This window comes from Stenotrophomonas sp. YJH_SMC_20 (genome assembly GCF_059367845.1).
In genome coordinates, this window is sequence record NZ_JCAFRG010000007.1 from 36,397 (window position 1) to 54,327 (window position 17,931).

Annotated in this window: 20 protein-coding genes, 1 tRNA gene and 1 pseudogene; 17 read left to right on the forward strand and 5 right to left on the reverse strand. The window is 65.3% G+C overall.

Annotation, left to right across the window (positions count from 1 at the left end):
• The first annotated feature begins 28 nt into the window (after positions 1–28).
• From AC5P6A_RS13235 to queC, 15 genes are all read left to right on the forward strand, one after another.
• Positions 29–661 carry an esterase/lipase family protein gene (locus tag AC5P6A_RS13235; protein WP_019660134.1) on the forward strand — a complete coding sequence of 211 codons (633 nt, stop codon included), beginning with the start codon at positions 29–31 and terminating at the stop codon, positions 659–661.
• A 268-nt stretch (positions 662–929) separates the two neighbouring features.
• Positions 930–1,661, forward strand: a complete 732-nt coding sequence (locus AC5P6A_RS13240; RefSeq protein ID WP_019660133.1) for a YebC/PmpR family DNA-binding transcriptional regulator — start codon at positions 930–932, stop codon at positions 1,659–1,661.
• Between the two features lie 105 nt (positions 1,662–1,766).
• Positions 1,767–2,288 carry a crossover junction endodeoxyribonuclease RuvC gene (gene ruvC, locus AC5P6A_RS13245; protein WP_019660132.1) on the forward strand — a complete coding sequence of 174 codons (522 nt, stop codon included), beginning with the start codon at positions 1,767–1,769 and terminating at the stop codon, positions 2,286–2,288.
• A gap of 13 nt (positions 2,289–2,301) precedes the next feature.
• Positions 2,302–2,895, forward strand: coding sequence for a Holliday junction branch migration protein RuvA (gene ruvA, locus AC5P6A_RS13250; protein WP_019660131.1), 594 nt, complete (start codon positions 2,302–2,304; stop codon positions 2,893–2,895).
• Between the two features lie 49 nt (positions 2,896–2,944).
• Positions 2,945–4,864 (forward strand): potassium transporter Kup, encoded by a 1,920-nt coding sequence (locus AC5P6A_RS13255; protein ID WP_021203145.1) that lies wholly within the window; start codon positions 2,945–2,947, stop codon positions 4,862–4,864.
• 332 nt (positions 4,865–5,196) lie between these two features.
• Positions 5,197–6,237: a Holliday junction branch migration DNA helicase RuvB gene (gene ruvB / locus AC5P6A_RS13260; protein ID WP_227844792.1), complete on the forward strand. Its 1,041-nt coding sequence runs from the start codon at positions 5,197–5,199 to the stop codon at positions 6,235–6,237.
• Complete coding sequence (gene ybgC / locus AC5P6A_RS13265; protein WP_019660128.1) at positions 6,227–6,658, forward strand: tol-pal system-associated acyl-CoA thioesterase; 432 nt, start codon at positions 6,227–6,229, stop codon at positions 6,656–6,658. The genes ruvB and ybgC overlap by 11 nt, the downstream gene beginning before the upstream one ends.
• Positions 6,659–6,668: 10 nt before the next feature.
• Positions 6,669–7,448: a protein TolQ gene (gene tolQ, locus AC5P6A_RS13270; protein WP_005410752.1), complete on the forward strand. Its 780-nt coding sequence runs from the start codon at positions 6,669–6,671 to the stop codon at positions 7,446–7,448.
• A gap of 24 nt (positions 7,449–7,472) precedes the next feature.
• Positions 7,473–7,901: a protein TolR gene (tolR, locus tag AC5P6A_RS13275; RefSeq protein WP_329843201.1), complete on the forward strand. Its 429-nt coding sequence runs from the start codon at positions 7,473–7,475 to the stop codon at positions 7,899–7,901.
• Entirely contained in the window at positions 7,891–8,946 is a 1,056-nt protein-coding gene (gene tolA, locus AC5P6A_RS13280; RefSeq protein WP_134731890.1) for a cell envelope integrity protein TolA, read from the forward strand. The genes tolR and tolA overlap by 11 nt, the downstream gene beginning before the upstream one ends.
• A gap of 285 nt (positions 8,947–9,231) precedes the next feature.
• Complete coding sequence (gene tolB, locus AC5P6A_RS13285; RefSeq protein ID WP_180877697.1) at positions 9,232–10,551, forward strand: Tol-Pal system beta propeller repeat protein TolB; 1,320 nt, start codon at positions 9,232–9,234, stop codon at positions 10,549–10,551.
• A gap of 64 nt (positions 10,552–10,615) precedes the next feature.
• Complete coding sequence (pal, locus tag AC5P6A_RS13290) at positions 10,616–11,134, forward strand: peptidoglycan-associated lipoprotein Pal (RefSeq protein WP_005418510.1); 519 nt, start codon at positions 10,616–10,618, stop codon at positions 11,132–11,134.
• A gap of 3 nt (positions 11,135–11,137) precedes the next feature.
• Positions 11,138–11,956 carry a tol-pal system protein YbgF gene (gene ybgF, locus AC5P6A_RS13295; protein WP_005418509.1) on the forward strand — a complete coding sequence of 273 codons (819 nt, stop codon included), beginning with the start codon at positions 11,138–11,140 and terminating at the stop codon, positions 11,954–11,956.
• A gap of 238 nt (positions 11,957–12,194) precedes the next feature.
• Complete coding sequence (gene queE / locus AC5P6A_RS13300; RefSeq protein WP_019660124.1) at positions 12,195–12,896, forward strand: 7-carboxy-7-deazaguanine synthase QueE; 702 nt, start codon at positions 12,195–12,197, stop codon at positions 12,894–12,896.
• 78 nt (positions 12,897–12,974) lie between these two features.
• Positions 12,975–13,640, forward strand: a complete 666-nt coding sequence (gene queC / locus AC5P6A_RS13305) for a 7-cyano-7-deazaguanine synthase QueC (protein ID WP_043400548.1) — start codon at positions 12,975–12,977, stop codon at positions 13,638–13,640.
• A gap of 63 nt (positions 13,641–13,703) precedes the next feature.
• On the opposite strand, the gene AC5P6A_RS13310 is transcribed toward queC, so the two are convergent.
• Positions 13,704–14,702 carry a DUF2268 domain-containing putative Zn-dependent protease gene (locus AC5P6A_RS13310; RefSeq protein ID WP_495222325.1) on the reverse strand — a complete coding sequence of 333 codons (999 nt, stop codon included), beginning with the start codon at positions 14,700–14,702 and terminating at the stop codon, positions 13,704–13,706.
• Positions 14,703–14,880: 178 nt separating this feature from the next.
• Between AC5P6A_RS13310 and AC5P6A_RS13315 the strand changes: the two genes are divergently transcribed.
• Together AC5P6A_RS13315 and AC5P6A_RS13320 are read left to right on the forward strand one after the other, a co-directional pair.
• Positions 14,881–14,956: transfer RNA gene (locus AC5P6A_RS13315), tRNA-Lys, on the forward strand.
• A gap of 271 nt (positions 14,957–15,227) precedes the next feature.
• A pseudogene (locus AC5P6A_RS13320) lies at positions 15,228–15,556 on the forward strand (transposase); the annotation flags it as partial.
• On the opposite strand, the gene AC5P6A_RS13325 reads toward AC5P6A_RS13320, so the two are convergent.
• The 4 genes from AC5P6A_RS13325 to AC5P6A_RS13340 form a co-directional block, all read right to left on the reverse strand.
• Complete coding sequence (locus tag AC5P6A_RS13325; protein WP_180877695.1) at positions 15,532–16,212, reverse strand: hypothetical protein; 681 nt, start codon at positions 16,210–16,212, stop codon at positions 15,532–15,534. The pseudogene AC5P6A_RS13320 and the gene AC5P6A_RS13325 sit on opposite strands and share 25 nt — an antisense overlap.
• A 163-nt stretch (positions 16,213–16,375) precedes the next feature.
• The gene (locus tag AC5P6A_RS13330) at positions 16,376–16,885 is read right to left on the reverse strand and encodes a hypothetical protein (protein ID WP_180877694.1); all 510 of its coding nucleotides are present in this window, start codon (positions 16,883–16,885) and stop codon (positions 16,376–16,378) included.
• Between the two features lie 132 nt (positions 16,886–17,017).
• Entirely contained in the window at positions 17,018–17,197 is a 180-nt protein-coding gene (locus AC5P6A_RS13335; RefSeq protein ID WP_180877711.1) for a hypothetical protein, read from the reverse strand.
• Between the two features lie 356 nt (positions 17,198–17,553).
• Positions 17,554–17,892, reverse strand: a complete 339-nt coding sequence (locus AC5P6A_RS13340; protein WP_180877693.1) for a hypothetical protein — start codon at positions 17,890–17,892, stop codon at positions 17,554–17,556.
• Positions 17,893–17,931: the final 39 nt, after the last annotated feature.

A 17,931-nucleotide genomic window follows, 5' to 3' on the forward strand; every position in this document is an offset into this window, starting at 1 on the left:
CTGCCCCGCTGACCGCCAGGCTGTTTGCATGACTCCCCCCGTATTGCTGCTGCATGGCATCTGGAATGCCCGCGCCTGGGTCGGGCCGCTGGCCTGGCGCCTGCGCGCGCGCGGCTTCCAGGTGCACGCGTTTGGTTATTCCTCGGTGTTCGGTGGCCCGGACGTGGCCGTACCGCAGCTGCTGGAGCGGCTCGCCGACGCCGGCCCGCTGAGTTTGGTCGGCCACAGCCTGGGCGGGCTGCTGGCGCTGGAAGCGCTGCGGCGCAATCCGCAGCTGCCGGTGCAGCGCGTGGTCTGCCTGGGTTCGCCGCTGCGCGGCAGTGGTACCGCACGCTCGTTGTCCGAGCACGGCTGGGGCCTGGCGCTGGGCCGCAGCAGCGAGCTGCTGCTCGATGGCCTGCCGGACTGGCAGGGCCGGGCGGAGGTTGGCCTGATCGCCGGCTCGGTACCGCATGGGCTGGGCAGCCTGCTGGGTGCCATCGACGATGCCTCCGACGGCACCGTGGCACTGGCCGAGACCCGCCTGCCGGGGCTGGCCGACCATTGCGTGGTGCGCACCAGCCACAGCGGCCTGGTGGTATCGCCCGACGCCGCGCGGCAGACCGCGCATTTCCTGCGTCATGGCCGTTTCGACCACAGCCGCGACGCCGCCGCCGCGTAAGTTGGTGGGAGCGAACGGCCTGCCAGGGTGGGTGCGAACGGCACCAGGGTGGGTGCGAACGACACCAAGGTGGGTGCGAACCGTTGGTTCGCACGCTCTTCGCCGGGCATGGCCCGGCGCTACCGGGAAAAGCACCACCAGATCGCCAGCGGTAGCGCCGGGCCATGCCCGGCGAGCGCAGCGGCATCCATCGGGCCTAGACACGGTTGCAGCGCCCGATCAGGTAGAATCCGCGCCTTGATCCTGAAGCAGCCAGACGGTAGCACCCATGGGTAGAGGCCCCTCCATCGAAGCCCGCAAGAACGCGTCCGACGCGAAGCGCGGCAAGATTTTCACCAAGATCATCCGCGAGATCGGCGTCGCCGCGCGCGGCGGTGGAGGCGACCCCAACAACAACCCGCGCCTGCGCGTGGCGGTGGACAAGGGCCTGGCCGTGAACATGTCCAAGGACGTGATCGAGCGCGCCATCAAGAAGGCCACCGGTGAACTGGAAGGCGTCGATTACGAGGAAGTCCGCTACGAGGGCTACGCCCCCGGTGGCGTGGCCGTGATCGTCGACTGCCTGACCGACAACCGCGTGCGCACCGTGGCCGATGTCCGCCATGCGTTCAGCAAGTGCGGCGGCAATATGGGCACCGAAGGCTCGGTGGCCTTCATGTTCAAGCGCCTGGGCGTGCTCAGCTTCGCCCCGGGCGCCGACGAGGAGGCCATCACCGAAGCCGCCATCGAGGCCGGCGCCGATGACATCGTGGTCTATCCGGACGACGGCTCGATCGACGTGGTCACCAGCCCTGACGCCTTCAACGCGGTCAAGGACGCGATGACCGCCGCCGGCCATGTCGCCGATCACGCGGAAATCACGTTCCGCGCGGACAACGACATCAAGGTCGAGGGCGAGGTCGCCCTGCAGGTCAAGAAGCTGCTGGACATGCTGGAAGATCTGGACGACGTGCAGGACGTGTACTCCAACGCCGAACTGGGCGCCGACGCCTACGCCTGAGCCGTCCTCGACGGCCTGGGCGCGGGCCGTTGAACGGTCACCGCGGACAGTCATGAGCCCATACGCCTGCCAGCGCACCCCGTTCCACCCTGCCAGGAGTGCAGCATGACCCGCATCCTCGGCATCGACCCCGGTTCACAGCGGACCGGGGTCGGCATCATCGATGTCGACGCCGCCGGGCGCGTCACCTACGTGCACCACCAGCCGCTGGTGCTGCTGGGCGCGGACGATTTCCCGCAGCGCATGAAGCTGCTGGTGCTCGGCCTGGCCGACCTGTGCCGCGAGTTCCAGCCGCAGGAAGTGGCCATCGAACGCGTGTTCATGGCCCGCAACCCCGATTCGGCGCTGAAGCTGGGCCAGGCCCGGGGCGCGGCGATTTCCGCCGTTGTGCTGCGTGACCTGCCGGTGCATGAATATGCCGCCAGCGAGATCAAGCTGGCGGTGGTCGGTCGTGGTGGTGCCGAAAAGCAACAGGTTCAACACATGGTCGGGCTCATGCTCAACCTGAAAACCAAGCTGCAGGCCGACGCGGCCGACGCGTTGGCGGTGGCGATCACCCATGCCCACGTAAGGGCAACGGCCAACCGCCTGGGGCTCAGTGCCCGCCAGGCGTGGGGCCGCAAATGAGGAGCTGCACGCAATGATCGGTCGACTGCGCGGCATCGTCGCCTACAAGGCGCCGCCGTGGCTGGTGGTGGACGTGAACGGAGTGGGCTACGAGCTGGAGGCGCCGATGAGCACCTTCTATGACCTGCCCGAACTCGGCCGCGAGGTCACCCTGTACACCCATTACGCGCAGAAGGAAGACAGCGTCTCGCTGTACGGCTTCCTGCGCGAGGGCGAACGGCGGCTGTTCCGCGACGTGCAGAAGGTCAGTGGCATCGGCGCGAAGATCGCGCTGGCCGTGCTGTCCGGGGTCACCGTCGAGGAATTCGCGCGCATGGTCCAGGCCGGTGACATCACCGCGCTGACCCGCATTCCGGGCATCGGCAAGAAGACCGCCGAGCGCATGGTGCTGGAACTGCGCGACCGCGCCGCCCAGTTCGGTGCCGGCGGCGCGCTGCCCACCGGCAGCGGCCCGGCCGCGGCCGACCCGCTTTCCGATGCCACCGTGGCGCTGCAGCAGCTGGGCTACAAGCCTGCTGAAGCGGCCCGCATGGCCCGCGACGCCTTCACTGAAGGCGATGAAGTGGCCACCGTGATCCGCAAGGCGCTGCAGTCCGCGCTGCGCTGAGTCGGCTTCCTTTCTCTCAACGAACCGCCTGAGCCTCGCCAGGAGTCCCATGTCCAGCAGTCAAACCCCGCACGCAGCTGCCCCCGGCGGCCACGGTCACGCTCCTCCCGCCGGAGGCCTGGCGCTGATCATCGGTGCGATCGGCGTGGTCTTCGGTGATATCGGTACCAGCCCGCTGTACACCCTGAAGGAGGCGTTCTCGCCGCACTACGGGCTCAACAGCGACCACGACACGGTACTGGGCGTGCTCTCGCTGGCGTTCTGGGCACTGAACATCGTGGTCACGCTGAAGTACGTGACCATCATCATGCGCGCCGACAATGACGGCGAGGGCGGCATCATGGCGCTGATGGCGCTGACCCAGCGCACGCTGCGCAACGGGTCGCGCTCGGCCTACGTGGTGGGCATCCTTGGCATCTTCGGCGCCTCGCTGTTCTTCGGCGACGGCGTGATCACCCCGGCGATCTCGGTGCTTGGCGCGGTCGAAGGCCTGGAGGTGGCCGCGCCCGGCCTGCATGCCTTCATCGTGCCGATCACGGTGGTGGTGCTGCTGATGGTGTTCGCGGCGCAGCGCTTCGGCACCGAGAAGATCGGCAAGGCGTTCGGCCCGATCACGTCGGTCTGGTTCATTTCGCTGGCGGCGATCGGCATCTACAACATCGTGGATGCGCCGGAAGTGCTGAAAGCCTTCAACCCGTGGTGGGCGATCCGCTTCTTCATGGAGCACAGCTGGCACGGCATCTTCATCCTCGGTGCGGTGGTACTGGCGGTGACCGGCGGCGAAGCGCTGTACGCCGACATGGGCCACTTCGGTGCCAAGCCGATCCGCCATGCCTGGTACTTCTTCGTGCTGCCGTGCCTGGTGCTGAACTACCTGGGGCAGGGCGCACTGGTGCTCAACCATCCCGAGGCGCTGAAGAACCCGTTCTTTGAGGCAGTGCCGTCGTGGGCGCTGTACCCGATGATCATCCTGGCCACGATGGCAGCGGTGATCGCCTCCCAGTCGGTCATCACCGGCGCGTTCTCGGTTTCGCGCCAGGCCATGCAGCTGGGCTACATCCCGCGCATGCGCATCAAGCACACCTCGCATGACACCATCGGCCAGATCTACATCCCGGGCATCAACTGGGGCATCGCGGTGATGGTGATCGGCCTGGTGCTGGCCTTCCGCAGCTCGTCCAACCTGGCGGTGGCCTACGGCATCTCGGTGTCGGCCACCATGCTGATCGATACCCTGCTGCTGGCTCTGGTGGCCCGCTCGTTGTGGCCGAAGGCACGCGCCTGGCTGCTGCCCCTGTGCGTGGTGTTCTTCATCATCGACCTCGGCTTTGTCATCGCCAACGGCGCCAAGCTGCTGCAGGGCGCCTGGTTCCCGGTAGTGCTGGGCATCTTCCTGTTCACCATGATGCGTACCTGGCGCCGGGGCCGCGAGCTGCTGCGCGATGAGATCCGCAAGGACGGCATCCGCCTGGATACCTTCCTGCCGGGCCTGATGCTGGCGCCGCCGGTACGCGTGCCGGGCACCGCCGTGTTCCTCACTGCGGATCCGACCGTGGCCCCGCACGCACTGATGCACAACCTCAAGCACAACAAAGTGCTGCACGAACGCAACGTGTTCCTGCATGTGGAAACCCTGCCGATCCCGTATGCGATGGAAGGGCAGCGGCTGAAGATCGAATCGGTGGGCGACGAGTTCTACCGGGTCTATGTGCGCTTCGGCTTCATGGAGACCCCGGACGTCCCACTGGCGCTGATGCGCTCGTGCGACCACGGTGGCATCTACTTCGACCCGATGGACACCACCTTCTTCGCCAGCCGCGAAACCATCGTCGCCACCGCCAACCGCGGCATGCCGATCTGGCGCGACAAGCTGTTCGCGCTGATGCACCGGAATGCCGCGCCGGCGACCGGCTTCTTCCGGATTCCGGGTAACCGGCTGGTGGAACTCGGCGCGCAGGTGGAGATTTAATCTCCACCGTCGATTCCTCCAGAGATCCGTCCACGCATGGCGTGGATCTACCGTGCCGACCAACGGTCGGCCCCCACCAAAGCAGAACGCCGTTCCGACAGACCGCAGGAAACTGTCGAAGGCGGGGTGGTGGGTCCGGTTGCGGGGGCGTGTGCGCCATGGATGGCGCGACCGAGCCTACATGGACGTATTTGCGGCGTCCCCCGCAACCGGACCCACCCCGCCATTCCCCAGGAAGCCCGCTTCGGCTGTTGCTCTGGATGTTGCCGTTGCCTCTGCGGGCGCCGGGCGCAGCCCGGCCGAACCCCGCACTTTTGCCGCATAATCAGCACATGACCGACGACCGCATCATCGGCGCCGGCGCCACCCGCGAGGATGACGCCGCCGACGCCAGCATCCGCCCCAAGCGCCTGGCCGACTATCTCGGCCAGGCCCCGGTGCGCGAGCAGATGGAGATCTACATCGAAGCGGCCAAGGGCCGCGGCGACGCGCTCGACCACGTGCTGATCTTCGGGCCGCCCGGCCTGGGAAAGACCACGCTCAGCCACGTCATCGCCAACGAACTGGGCGTGGCCCTGCGCGTGACCTCCGGCCCGGTGATCGAGAAGGCTGGCGACCTGGCTGCGCTGCTGACCAACCTGCAGCCGCACGACGTGCTTTTCATCGACGAGATCCATCGCCTGTCGCCGGTGGTGGAGGAAGTGCTGTACCCGGCGATGGAAGATTTCCAGATCGACATCATGATCGGCGAGGGCCCCGCTGCCCGCTCGATCAAGATCGACCTGCCGCCGTTCACCCTGATCGGTGCCACCACCCGTGCCGGCCTGTTGACCGCACCGCTGCGTGACCGCTTCGGCATCGTCCAGCGGCTGGAGTTCTACAGCGTCGAAGAGCTGACCCGCATCGTGCGCCGTTCGGCGGCGATCCTGGCCATCGACTGCACCGCCGATGGGGCAGGGGAGATCGCGCGCCGCGCGCGTGGCACCCCGCGTATCGCCAACCGCCTGCTGCGCCGCGTGCGCGACTACGCGCAGGTAAAGGCGGGCGGCCACATCGACGAGGCCGTGGCACAGGCTGCGATGCAGATGCTGAAGGTCGACCCGGAGGGCTTTGATGAGCTCGACCGGCGCCTGCTCAGGACCCTGGTCGACTACTTCGATGGCGGCCCGGTCGGCATCGAATCGCTGGCCGCGGCCCTGTCCGAGGAGCGTGGCACGCTGGAAGACGTGGTCGAGCCCTACCTGATCCAGCAGGGCTTCCTGGTGCGTACCGCGCGTGGCCGCATGGCCACCCACAAGGCTTACCGGCACATGGGCCTGAAGCCGAAGAACCCGCCGCAGGACCTGTTCGCGGAGGTTCCCGATGTTGGTTGAGCCACTATTCAGTTGGCCGACACGCATTTACTGGGAAGATACCGACGCAGGCGGCGTGGTCTACCACGCCCGCTACGTGGCCTTCATGGAACGGGCCCGGACCGAATGGATGCGTGCGCTCGGCTACGGCCAGGAGCGCATGCGCGCCGAGCATGGGATGGTCTTCGCGGTGCGCTCGATGCAGATGGATTTCATCAGGCCGGCACGGCTGGATGACACCCTGCAGGTGAGCGCCCGTCTGGTCCAGCTGAAGAAGGCCAGCATGGTCTTCGACCAGCAGATCCTGCGCGACGGCGAGTTGCTGCTGTCGGCCCAGGTCCGCATCGCCGCACTGGACGCGGCGAGTTTCCGCCCGCGTGGCATGGACGAGGCCGTCCTTGCCGTGCTGCAACCCCACCTCCACCCCGAATCCGAACACTGAGGAACAACGGATGATCGCAACGCTCCTGGCCCTGCAGGCCACGGTCACCGAGGCACTGCCGGCCGACGTCAGCAACGCCGCGACACAGACCCTTGCCCAGGCCACCACCGGCGGCGGCATCAACTACCTCGAACTGATGGCCAAGGCCAGCCTGCCGGTGAAGATCATCGTGCTGCTGCTGCTGGTCGGCTCGTTCGTCAGCTGGGTGATCATTTTCCGCAAGGCCCGCGTGTTCAAGCAGGCCACCCGCGAAGCCGACGAGTTCGAGAACCGCTTCTGGTCCGGCGCCGACCTGGGCAAGCTGTACAGCGCCGCCACCGACCGCAGCCGCAGCGTGACCGGCCTGGAAGCCATCTTCGAAGCCGGTTTCCGCGAGTACACCCGCCTGCGCGACAAGCGCCGCCTGGACGGCCGTGCGCAGCTGGAAGGCGCGCAGCGTGCCATGCGTACCACCTACACCCGCGAAGTGGACCAGCTTGAGCGCAACCTGGAACTGCTGGCCAACATCGGTTCGACTGCCCCGTACGTGGGCCTGGTCGGTACCGTGTTCGGCATCATGGTGACCATGCACGACATGATCAGCAGCGGTGCGCAGGCCGGTATCGCCGCCGTCGCGCCGGGCATCTCCGAAGCGCTGTTCGCCACCGCCATCGGCCTGTTCGTGGCGATCCCGGCGGTGTGGGCCTACAACCGCTTCACCACCCGCGTGGAGCGCATGTCGGTGCGGTTCGAGACCTTCGCCGAAGAGTTCAGCTCCATCCTGCAGCGCCAGAGCGCTGGCGACGAGTAAGCGCCTGACCCGGGAGTCCAAGCCATGTCCGCTGCCATCGTCCGCCGAAAGCGCCGCAAGCTGAAATCGGAAATCAACGTCGTCCCCTACATCGACGTCATGCTGGTGCTGCTGATCATCTTCATGGTCACCGCGCCGCTGCTCACCCTGAGCTTCGACGTCGACCTGCCGCAATCCAACGCCAAGGCGCTGGAAAGCAAGCAGGACCCGGTGATCGTCTCGGTGCGCCAGGACGGCCAGCTCAGCCTGAAGCTGCCCGACGCCAAGGAACCGGCCGCCGTGTCGGCCGAAGAACTGGAAGGCCGCCTGGCCGGCATTGCCGCCCAGGACAAGGGCGTGCGCGTGATCGTCGCCGCCGACCGTGCCGTGGCCTATGAGAAGGTCATCGCCGCGATGGATGTGATCAAGCGCGCCAAGGTAGACAAGGTAGGCCTGGCCACCGATGCACGCTGACGCCCTGCCACCTTCGCATCAGCGCGAACCCGGCTGGGGCCTGCCCCTGGCACTGGCACTGCTGGTGCACCTGCTGGTCGCGCTGGTCTTCATCGTGGCCTGGTTCTGGTCACCCGAGCGCAACACCGATGCCGCCGCCGGTGATCCGTCGGTGGAGGCCAGCCTGGCGCTGTCCGCGTCTGAGGCGTCCGCCGCGCGCCAGGCCCTGCGCCAGTCGGAAAAGCTGGAAGACCTGCCGCCGCCGGTGGCCGAGCCGATCCCGGTGCCGGAAGACACCATTCCGCCGCCGCAGCCGATTCCCGAGCCGCGCCCGCAGGACGCGCCCACGCCCCAGCAGCAACAGGCGCAGGAGCGCGTCGCGCAGCCGGACACCAAGGACCAGGAAGCGGTGAGCGCACTGGCCATCTCGCAGGAGAAGGCCAAGCAGGAACAGGAAGCCAAGCGCCGCCAGGAGCAGATCGACCTGACCGAACGCAAGCGCCAGGAAGAGGCCGAGCAGAAGCTGCGCCTGGCCAAGCAGCAGGAAGAAGACGCGAAGAAGAAGCTGGCCGATCAGGCGCGTCAGGCCGCGGACAAGGCCGAGGCCGAGAAGCAGAAGAAGATCGCCGAGATCCGTGCCCGTCGTGAGCAGGCCGAGAAGGAAGCCAAGCTGGCCGAGCAGAAGCTGCGCCAGGTGGCTGCTGCGCGCAATGCCGCCGGCAGTGCCGCAGCCGGTTCCAGCGGTGCGTCCCAGCCGGCTGCCGGTGGTGGTGGCAACAGCGATGATCTTTCGGCCAAGTACGCCGCGGCGATCCAGGCCAAGGTGCTGTCGCAGTGGGTGCGGCCGGACACGGTGCCGCTGGGCCAGCGCTGCCAGATCACCATCACCCAGATTCCGGGTGGCACGGTGATGCAGGCCAAGGTCAGCCCGAACTGCCCGTACGACGAGGCCGGCAAGCGTTCGATCGAGGCCGCCGTGCTCAACGCGCAGCCCCTGCCGTACCGTGGCTTCGAGTCGGTGTTCGCACGCACGCTCAACTTCACTTTTACTGCCCAGGATCGCTGAGGCGGGCAGGGCAGGGGGGGGCTCGGGCCACTCCTGCCCATGGATGTCGCGCTTGCCTCTGGTGTGCTCGGTTTCGGCCGGGCAGGCTTTAGGCTTCTGTCGAACACCGCCCCGCTGGGCGGAGTGACCGGGGCAGGCAGGTGCGATGTTAGCCACGACGTTAACGGTGCGTGAGAGGACGGGCTGGAACTGACCCGGAATTCACGTACCCTTGGTTCATGATTGCGAAGCGGTTCACTCCTGCTTTGCTATCCCTCGTTCCGGTTTCCCCCTATTGAGCGCTCCATGAAAAAGATGCCTCGCTGGCTTGCCGTGTTTGCGGCCCTGTTGCTGCCCTTTGCTGCCGTCGCGCAGCAGAAGGGGCTGGATATCGACATCATCGGCGGCAATGCCTCCGCGCTGCCGATCACCATCGTGCCGATGCCCTACCAGGGTTCGTCGGCCGCTCCGCAGACCGACGTCGCCGGCGTGGTCCGTGCCGATCTGGAGCGTTCGGGGCAGTTCCGCACGCTGCCGGAAGCGCAGATCGTCGAGAAGCCCGTGCGGGGAGGGGATATCCAGTTCGCGACCTGGCGCGCGCTGAAGCAGAACTACATCGTGGTCGGCCGCGTGCTTGATGCCGGTGCCGGTGCCTACCGCGTCGAGTACGAACTGTTCGACGTGCCCAAGGGCGAGCGCCTGCTGGGCCTGGCGATGACCGCCCGTGGCAACGCCATGCGCGACGTTGCCCACCAGATGGCCGACGCCATCTACGAGAAGATCACCGGTGTGCGCGGCGCCTTCTGGACCCGCATCGCCTACGTGACCGCCAGTGGCAAGGGCGACGCCATGCGCTACGCGCTGATGGTGGCCGATTCCGATGGCTTCAACCCGCAGACCATCGTGCGCTCGGCCGAGCCGCTGCTGTCGCCGTCGTGGAGCCCGGATGGCAGCAAGCTGGCCTACGTCAGCTTCGAGCGTGGCAATTCGGCCATCTACATCCAGAACATCGGTACCGGTGCGCGCGAGCTGGTCACCAGCTTCCGCGGCATCAACAGCGCCCCGGCGTTCTCGCCGGACGGCCGCAAGCTGGCCCTGACCCTGTCGCGCTCAGGTAACCCGGAAATCTACGTGATGGACCTGGGGAGCAAGCAGCTGACCCAGCTGACCAACCACTTCGCCATCGATACCGAGCCGACCTGGGCACCGGACGGCAGCGCGGTGTACTTCACCTCCGATCGCGGCGGCCGTCCGCAGGTCTACAAGGTCGGTGCCGGCGGCGGCAGCGCCGAGCGCGTGACCTTCCAGGGCAACTACAATGCCAAGCCGTCGGTGTCCTACGACGGCAAGAAGATCGTCGTCGCCCAGGGTTCTGGCAACAGCTACAAGATCGCGATGATGGACAGCTCGCTGGGGTCGCCCCGCTGGAGCACGCTGTCCCCGGGTTCGCTGGATGAATCGCCGAGCTTTGCGCCCAACGCAAGCATGGTGCTGTACGCCGCCCGCGAAGGTGGCCGTGGTGTGTTGTATGCCGTTTCGGCCGATGCGCGGGTTCGCCAGCGCCTGGTCCTGGCTGACGGTGATGTGCGCGAACCGGCATGGTCCCCATACCGTACCCAGCGCTAAAAGAGTGTTAATATTTTCGTTGTCTTGAACCCCTCATCGGCTTAGGAGCCACAAAGGTATCGCCATGAACAAGTCCACCCGCGTTCTGCTTGTTTCCCTGCTGTCTGTGGCCGTCCTGGCCGGTTGCTCGAAGAAGGTGAAGGAAGAGCCGGCAGCCCCGGTCGACACCGGCACCTCGACCACCACCCCGACCGGTCCGTCGACCTCCGGCCTGTACGGCCCGGGCGACCTGGACACCGACGCTTGCCTGCGCCAGCGCGTGGTCTACTTCGACCTGGACAAGGAAGACGTGAAGCCGGAATTCCAGGCCATCATGGCGTGCCACGCCAAGTACCTGCGTGACCGTCCGTCCTCGCGCATCACCCTGCAGGGCCACACCGACGAGCGCGGTTCGCGCGCGTACAACCAGGCCCTGGGTGAGCGTCGTGGCAACGGCGTCAGCTCGGCCCTGCAGGCCAACGGTGGTTCGGCTTCGCAGCTGACCGTCGTGTCCTACGGTGAAGAGCGTCCGGTCTGCACCGAGTCGAACGAGTCCTGCTGGTCGCAGAACCGTCGCGTCGAAATCGTCTACACCGCGCAGTAATCCATGCGCATTGGCATCAAACTGATGCTGGTCGTTGCGGCAGCCCTCGTGGCTGCCGCACCGGCGCACGCGCAGCGACAGAGCCTGGCTGACCGTGTCGGCGCGCTCGAGCAGCAGATGTACAACAACAGTGCCAACCAGGACCTGTTGAACCAGATCAATCAGCTGCGGCAGCAGGTCACCAGCCTGCAGGCCTCGATCGAGCAGTTGCAGCACGACAACGCCCAGCTCAAGCAGTCCGCCCAGGACCAGTACCTGGATCTGGACAGCCGCCTGAACCGGTTGGAAGGGGGCAACGCCGCCCCGGCCCTGCCGCCCGTTCCGGCGAGCGCGCCCAAGGCCGCACCGGCCCCGGCAAAACCCGCAGCGGCGGCCACTTCCGAGCGGCCGCCTTCCGTCCATGGTGATGCTGGCAGCCTTGCCGCCACCGGCGACGAGCGCACCTCCTACAACGTTGCCTTCGATGCGTTGAAGGCCGGCAGGTACGACGATTCGGCGCAGCTGTTCCTGAGCTTCCTGGAGTTGTACCCGAACGGCGTCTACGCGCCGAACGCGCTGTACTGGCTGGGCGAGAGCTACTACGCCACCCGCAATTTCCCGATGGCCGAGGCCCAGTTCCGAGAGCTGCTCTCGCGCTATCCGACTCACGACAAAGCCGCGGGCGGCCTGCTCAAGATCGGCCTCTCGCAGTACGGCGAGGGCAAGGTAGACCAGGCCCAGCAGACGCTGGAGACCGTCGTGGCGCAGTACCCCGGCTCGGACGCCGCGCGCACCGCGCAGGACCGTCTGCAGTCCATCCGCCTGGGCAAGCAGATCCGCTGATCCGCTGACCGGGCGTACAATGTGTGCCCTGTAGAGCCGAGCCCATGCTCGGCTGCTTTCGTTTCCGGACCGGCAAACCCGCCCGGATCCGGTAGCGCCGGGCCATGCCCGACGGCTCGCGTCACCGGCAGGGATATGCCCGTTTGGTTGCTGTTGTAGAGCCGAGCCCACGCTCGGCTGCTTTCGTTACCGGCCACGGTAGCCCACCCGCCACGTGTCCCACCAAGAAGTGCCCGCCATGACCGCCGTTACCCCGTCCAGCGCCGCCGCCACGCCCAGCGAGATTGTGCAGTCGCCCCTGCCACGCCTGAAGATCACCGAGATCTTCACCTCGCTGCAGGGCGAAGCCGATACCGCCGGCTGGCCGACCGTGTTCGTGCGCCTGACCGGCTGCCCGCTGCGCTGCCAGTACTGCGATACGGCCTATGCCTTCCATGGCGGCACCTGGTGGGACATCGACGACATCGTGGCCGAGGTGCTGGCCCAGGGCGTGCGCCACGTCTGCGTGACCGGCGGCGAGCCGCTGGCGCAGAAACGCTGCCTGGTGCTGCTGCAGAAGCTGTGCGACGCCGGCATGGACGTCTCGCTGGAAACCTCCGGCGCGCTGGACGTCAGCGCGGTGGACCCGCGTGTATCGCGCGTGGTCGACATCAAGACCCCGGGGTCGGCCGAAGTGGCGCGCAACCGCTGGGAGAACCTGCCGCTGCTGACCGCACGCGACCAGATCAAGTTCGTCATCTGCAGCCGCGAGGACTACGACTGGGCCAAGGCCCTGGTCGCCGAGCACGAGCTGGTGAAGCGCTGCACCGTGTTCTTCTCGCCCAGCAAGGGCGAGATCACCGCGCGCCAGCTGGCCGACTGGATCGTCGAAGACCGCCTGCCGGTGCGCTTCCAGATGCAGTTGCATAAAATCCTGTGGAACGACGAGCCGGGCCGATGAGCCCAGGCAACGTTCCCTGATGTAACTCCGGCGCGGGACAGCGTGCTGGCTTTCCCCTCCCAACCGGATGTTTTACCCATGAAGAAGGCAGTCGTGCTTCTCTCCGGCGGCATGGATTCAGCCGCCGTCATCGCCATGGCCCAGGAACAGGGCTTCGCCGTGCATGCCCTGAGCGTGCGCTACGGCCAGCGCCACACCTCCGAACTGGACGCCGCCGCCCGCGTGGCCAAGGCCCAAGGCGTGGTCGCGCACAAGACCGTGGACGTGGACCTGCGCAGCATCGGTGGCTCGGCGCTCACCGATGACATCGACGTGCCCGAGGCCGGCGGTGCCGGCATTCCGGTCACCTACGTACCGGCGCGCAACACCATCATGCTGTCGCTGGCCCTGGGCTGGGCCGAAGTGCTCGGCGCCAACGACATCTTCTGCGGCGTCAACGCGGTGGATTATTCCGGCTATCCGGACTGCCGCCCCGAGTTCGTGGCCGCGTTCCAGGCGCTGGCCAACCTGGCCACCAAGTCGGGCGTGGAAGGTGCGGGCATCAAGGTACACGCGCCGCTGCAGTTCCTCAGCAAGGGCCAGATCGTCAGCGAAGGCGTGCGCTTGGGCGTGGACTTCGGCCTGACCGTGTCCTGCTACAACGCCGACGCCAACGGCGCCGCCTGCGGCCACTGCGATGCGTGCCGCCTGCGCGCGCAGGGCTTCACCGAAGCCGGCGTGCCGGACCCCACGCTGTACGCTTGAGGTGATGGGGCTGATGCCCCAATGGTGGGTGCGAACCGTTGGTTCGCACTCTCTGTCCCGGCGCTACCGGCGGATGGAGTCTGGTAGTGCCGGCCGCTGGCCGGCAGCCTCATCAGGCAACCACCCCGATGCCTCGATGAACGCCCGCACCGCCTTCGGATCGGCATAGTCCAACTCGATCATCCGCGCGATACCGGCCTTCTCGTCGGCCTGCTGGCGCATGTACTCCTGCGCGATGCGATACCCGGCGTAGTACCCCACATCACTCACCCCGAATGGATTGCGGCCGTTGTTGTACAGCCAGTTGTCCAGGTCATCGCCGTCCATTTCAGCGACAAAACGCGCGCGGATCTCCTCCTCGTGCGCGGGCCCGTAGCTGTACAGTGGCAACGCCGGCCGGCGCCCACTCAGCCGTTCGGCCACATACTCCGCCACGCCTTCGCGCACCGCGTACTGCGCCAGGCTGCCGGTAGTCTCGCGCTGCTGGGTATGCACGTACTCGTGCAGGTTGTTCTGCGCATTGTTCGCCCCCGGACGGCTGTCGTAGAAGATCCGCAGGCGATCGCGCATTTTCGCCGGCAACTCGCTCACGTCCACGCGCTCATCGCCCAGCGCCATCTCGGCACCGATCAGCACCTTGTCACCGAGCGCGGTGCCGCCGGTGCGCAGCACACCGACTGCGTAGGTGATGGTGGCCGGGCGCAAAGCCGGGTAGAGCGCCCGGAATCTGGAAAGATCCCGTTCCAGGGTGGCGCTGGCCTGCTGCGCGTTGGCGGTCAACGGCCGAACCGACGTCCAGAAGCGCGGCCACGCACGCATGGCCTCGGCGTATTCGCGGGCGGTATAGTTGCGGACCTGCGTCAGCGCATGCAGGCCGGGGCTGCCTGGATCAATGTAGCGCTCCTGCACGAGTGCGACCTGGCGTTCAACGTCGGGCTCGGCGCGCACCGCGTCATAGGTGGCCCAGAAGCGGCCGATGTCGTCGGTGACGACCTGGGATGGGGTGGCCAGTGCCGTACAGGGCAGCAGCAGGGCGGCAACGAGGTAGAGGGGCAGGCGCATCCGTGGCTCCGGGGAAGGATCACAGATGGGATGCGACGACGGTCCGGAAGGTTTAAGCGGGCTCGCCAGATCGGGTAGTGCTGGCCGCTGGCCGGCAACCTCGACGCAGCAGGGTTTCACCCGGCCCGGCAAAGTAGGGTAGAATGCCCACCCCGCCGAAAGGCTGGGGCAGTGCAATGGGCCGTTAGCTCAGTCGGTAGAGCAGAAGACTTTTAATCTTTTGGTCGAAGGTTCGAATCCTTCACGGCCCACCAATTGCATCAATGACTTAGGCGTCCTGTGGGGCGCCTTTTTCTTTTGCTCCTGAAAACCCTACCGAACACTTCGGGAGAGATGCAGGTTTCACGACAGGCAAGCGATGATCGTATCTATCGCGCATGGCGGCGCTCTTGTGCCCCCGACGTCCCTCAGGTTTTGAGTAGCACGGCGATTTGGAGTTCAATCCCCGACAAGCCGGAGATTGGACATGAAGAACGCTTTTCCGAAGAACAGATCATCGGCTTCCCACGCGAGGCAGAGGCCGGCATGGCGGTGAAGGACCTGTGCCGTCGACATGGCTTCAGCGAGGCCTCGTACCAACTGTGGCGCAGCAAGTTCGGTGGCATGAGCGTGCCCGACGCCAAGCGGTTGAAGGACCTGGAAGCCGAGAACGTCCGGCTGCAGAAGTTGCTGGCCGAGCAGCTGTTCGAGAACGATCTGATCAAGGACGCGCTGCGAGAAAAGTAGCGGACCCGCCGGTGCGGCGTGCGCTGGTGCGGCAGTGGGTGCAGCGCGGGGCAAGCGAGCGCCGTGCCCTGGCGATCATTGGGATGAGTGCCAGCGCGCTGCGCTATGTCCGGCGCGAGGATCGCAACGTTAAATCCTGAGGTGCAGTAGCTATTGTTGGATTGGAGGGGGCGCCGCCAACAACATACTCCGCGTTGACTGACTTCGGCATGTTGGGGCGGACGTCAATCTTGAGACCGGTGACTCTTTCAAGCTTCTTGATTGTATCCTTCAACTCTTCTGCTTGGCGGCTGTCGCCGTTTATGTCAATCAGCACCCGTTCTTCGCCTGGAAACCCAGTCGTCCCCGTGATGCCTGGTATGGCGCTGTGAAAAAGAGGTCTGTGCTTAGCAAGGAGCACGTAAAACTCGTCCTGGGTGTACTTGTGACCAACCTCGAACACCACGCGGGTCGTCGCGCTCTCGGTGTTGATCGTTCGATCCGCGACTGGATCTGGCCCCTTGAGTTGCACCAGGATGTGTTGATCTGGCGCGTCTTTGATCGACAGTTCCGTCAGACGATCTGCGAACTCGATACGCAACGCTTCAATATCCGACATCACCTCACCTTGAACCGCTAGGCGCGTGATTGCTTCGTCTATCGAGACTGAGGGGTGTTCACTCATATAGCTGTGAACCTGAATCTGCATCTCCTTGCCTTCCTGCGTGTCAGCGTCAGGCACCTGCGCCAAAGCACAGGTGGATACAAGAAGTGCTGCGGAGCATCCTAGAATCTTCCGTTTCATGCGACATCTCCAGAGTCTGTAACAAATCATCGAGGCGTTGACATGCATCGATGCGCGAGCCTAGCACTGTCTCCCCTCGGGCACTGAGACGTAACTCACAAGCTTCAGTGGAATGATTGTGCACCCTGATGTCTGTACTGTGGGGGTGTTCGTATACGCGTCTTTAGATGTGCTGAAGCACTTCATAGATTAGGCGATTGGTCCCTTGCCTAAGAATTTCGTACACACCCAGCCGCTCCTGCTGCTCGCGAAACAAGTCAATCATTTGCTCCACTTCATTCCGGCTGTATGAGTTGTACTTCCTCATAGTGTCCAGCTGCATGAAGTCGTCGGCGTACAGGTTGTCGATAGTGGCGACTTCGATGACGGCATCCTTGCCGCCGAAGATTATATCCACGGTCTTTCTTGCCATTGGCTGGCTACCAATGTGGATTTGATAGTTGCGAAGCATCCGCATGAAATGAAGAAGTGGACTTGCGCTGCTCGTAATCCTATAGGCGTGTCCTGCGTTATTCATTGCTTCTTCTATGCCCACGAATTCGGTCAGCGCGGCCCGCACATGCATTGCTACGTGGAGGGCGGCTGGCACCCCGTCGCGAATTGGGATATCTGAGCCGCCCGAAAGAAAGAGCATATAAAGGGCGGACGTCGCCCTCTCGTAAAGCTGAGGCACTTGTTGCAGCGCGCTGAAAGGACTCTTCCGTGCGGTGGGTAGTAGCCGCGCTGGTCAACACCGATGTTAGGTTGCAAATGGCCCTGCATTGCAGGGCCCATTGCGTTCTTGCGCCGCCTTTTCAAGCGCGTGTTAGTAGTAGGGGCGCTGGGGATCGTCCATCGCCATTTGCAGCTCATCCATATGTTCAGGGTCGGGGTTGAGCCAAGTGTCCAACCATTCGCTCTTGAGGTTGATGACGGTGCGATCGTGGCCCGCCTCAGCCACTTCCGGCATTGGGTCATCGGTCACGGCGGGGGGGCGTCGGGACATCGCCAAGATTCTGGAATGGCAGGAGAGGGTCCGGGGCAACCGGCTGGCCAAGGCCGACCAGGATCCGTCATTCGGGGGGATGGGGTAGGCCTTGTTGAGGCAACTGGAGGGGGAGGAAATCCGTTCCGCAAAATTCCTGCGCCCGTTGTGGCTCAAGGCTTACAAGCGCCCGCTTTAAAGATTGAAGTGGAACGAGTGGCGGCGTAACCAATTGAAAGTAATGAAATTACCCAGTTACGCTTAACCTTTTGGTCGAAGGTTCGAATCCTTCGCGGCCCACCATTGCATCCCATGACCCAGGTCATTCAGAAAGGCATCGCAATGCGGTGCCGTCTTTGTTGCCTGGTCAAGGGCCTCTACTTCGTCCGCATTCCCTTGGCTTTCGCGGCCGCCGCGTCGGCAGCTTCTTGTGCAGCCGTCGCTGCCGCATTCGCGGAACGCACGGCTTCCGCTTGAGCCGCGTCAAAGTCAGCCAGGCGCTGCGCGCTGATCCGGCGTTCCAGTTCTGAATATGCGACGTGGCTCTCCGGATGCTTCGCGACGCAGGCCTGCTGCAGCAGCGGGATCGCGTGGTCGGACAATCCCGGTTGGAGGTGGGCGAGCAGGCAGTCCGCATATGCTGCGGATGCTGGCGGAGTGCTGCTGGCCTGAGGTGAGGCGGCGGCAAGGGCGGTGGCGATCAATACACTCAACATGGGAACCTCCTTGTGGATATGAGCGTGGCGGTGACCAGT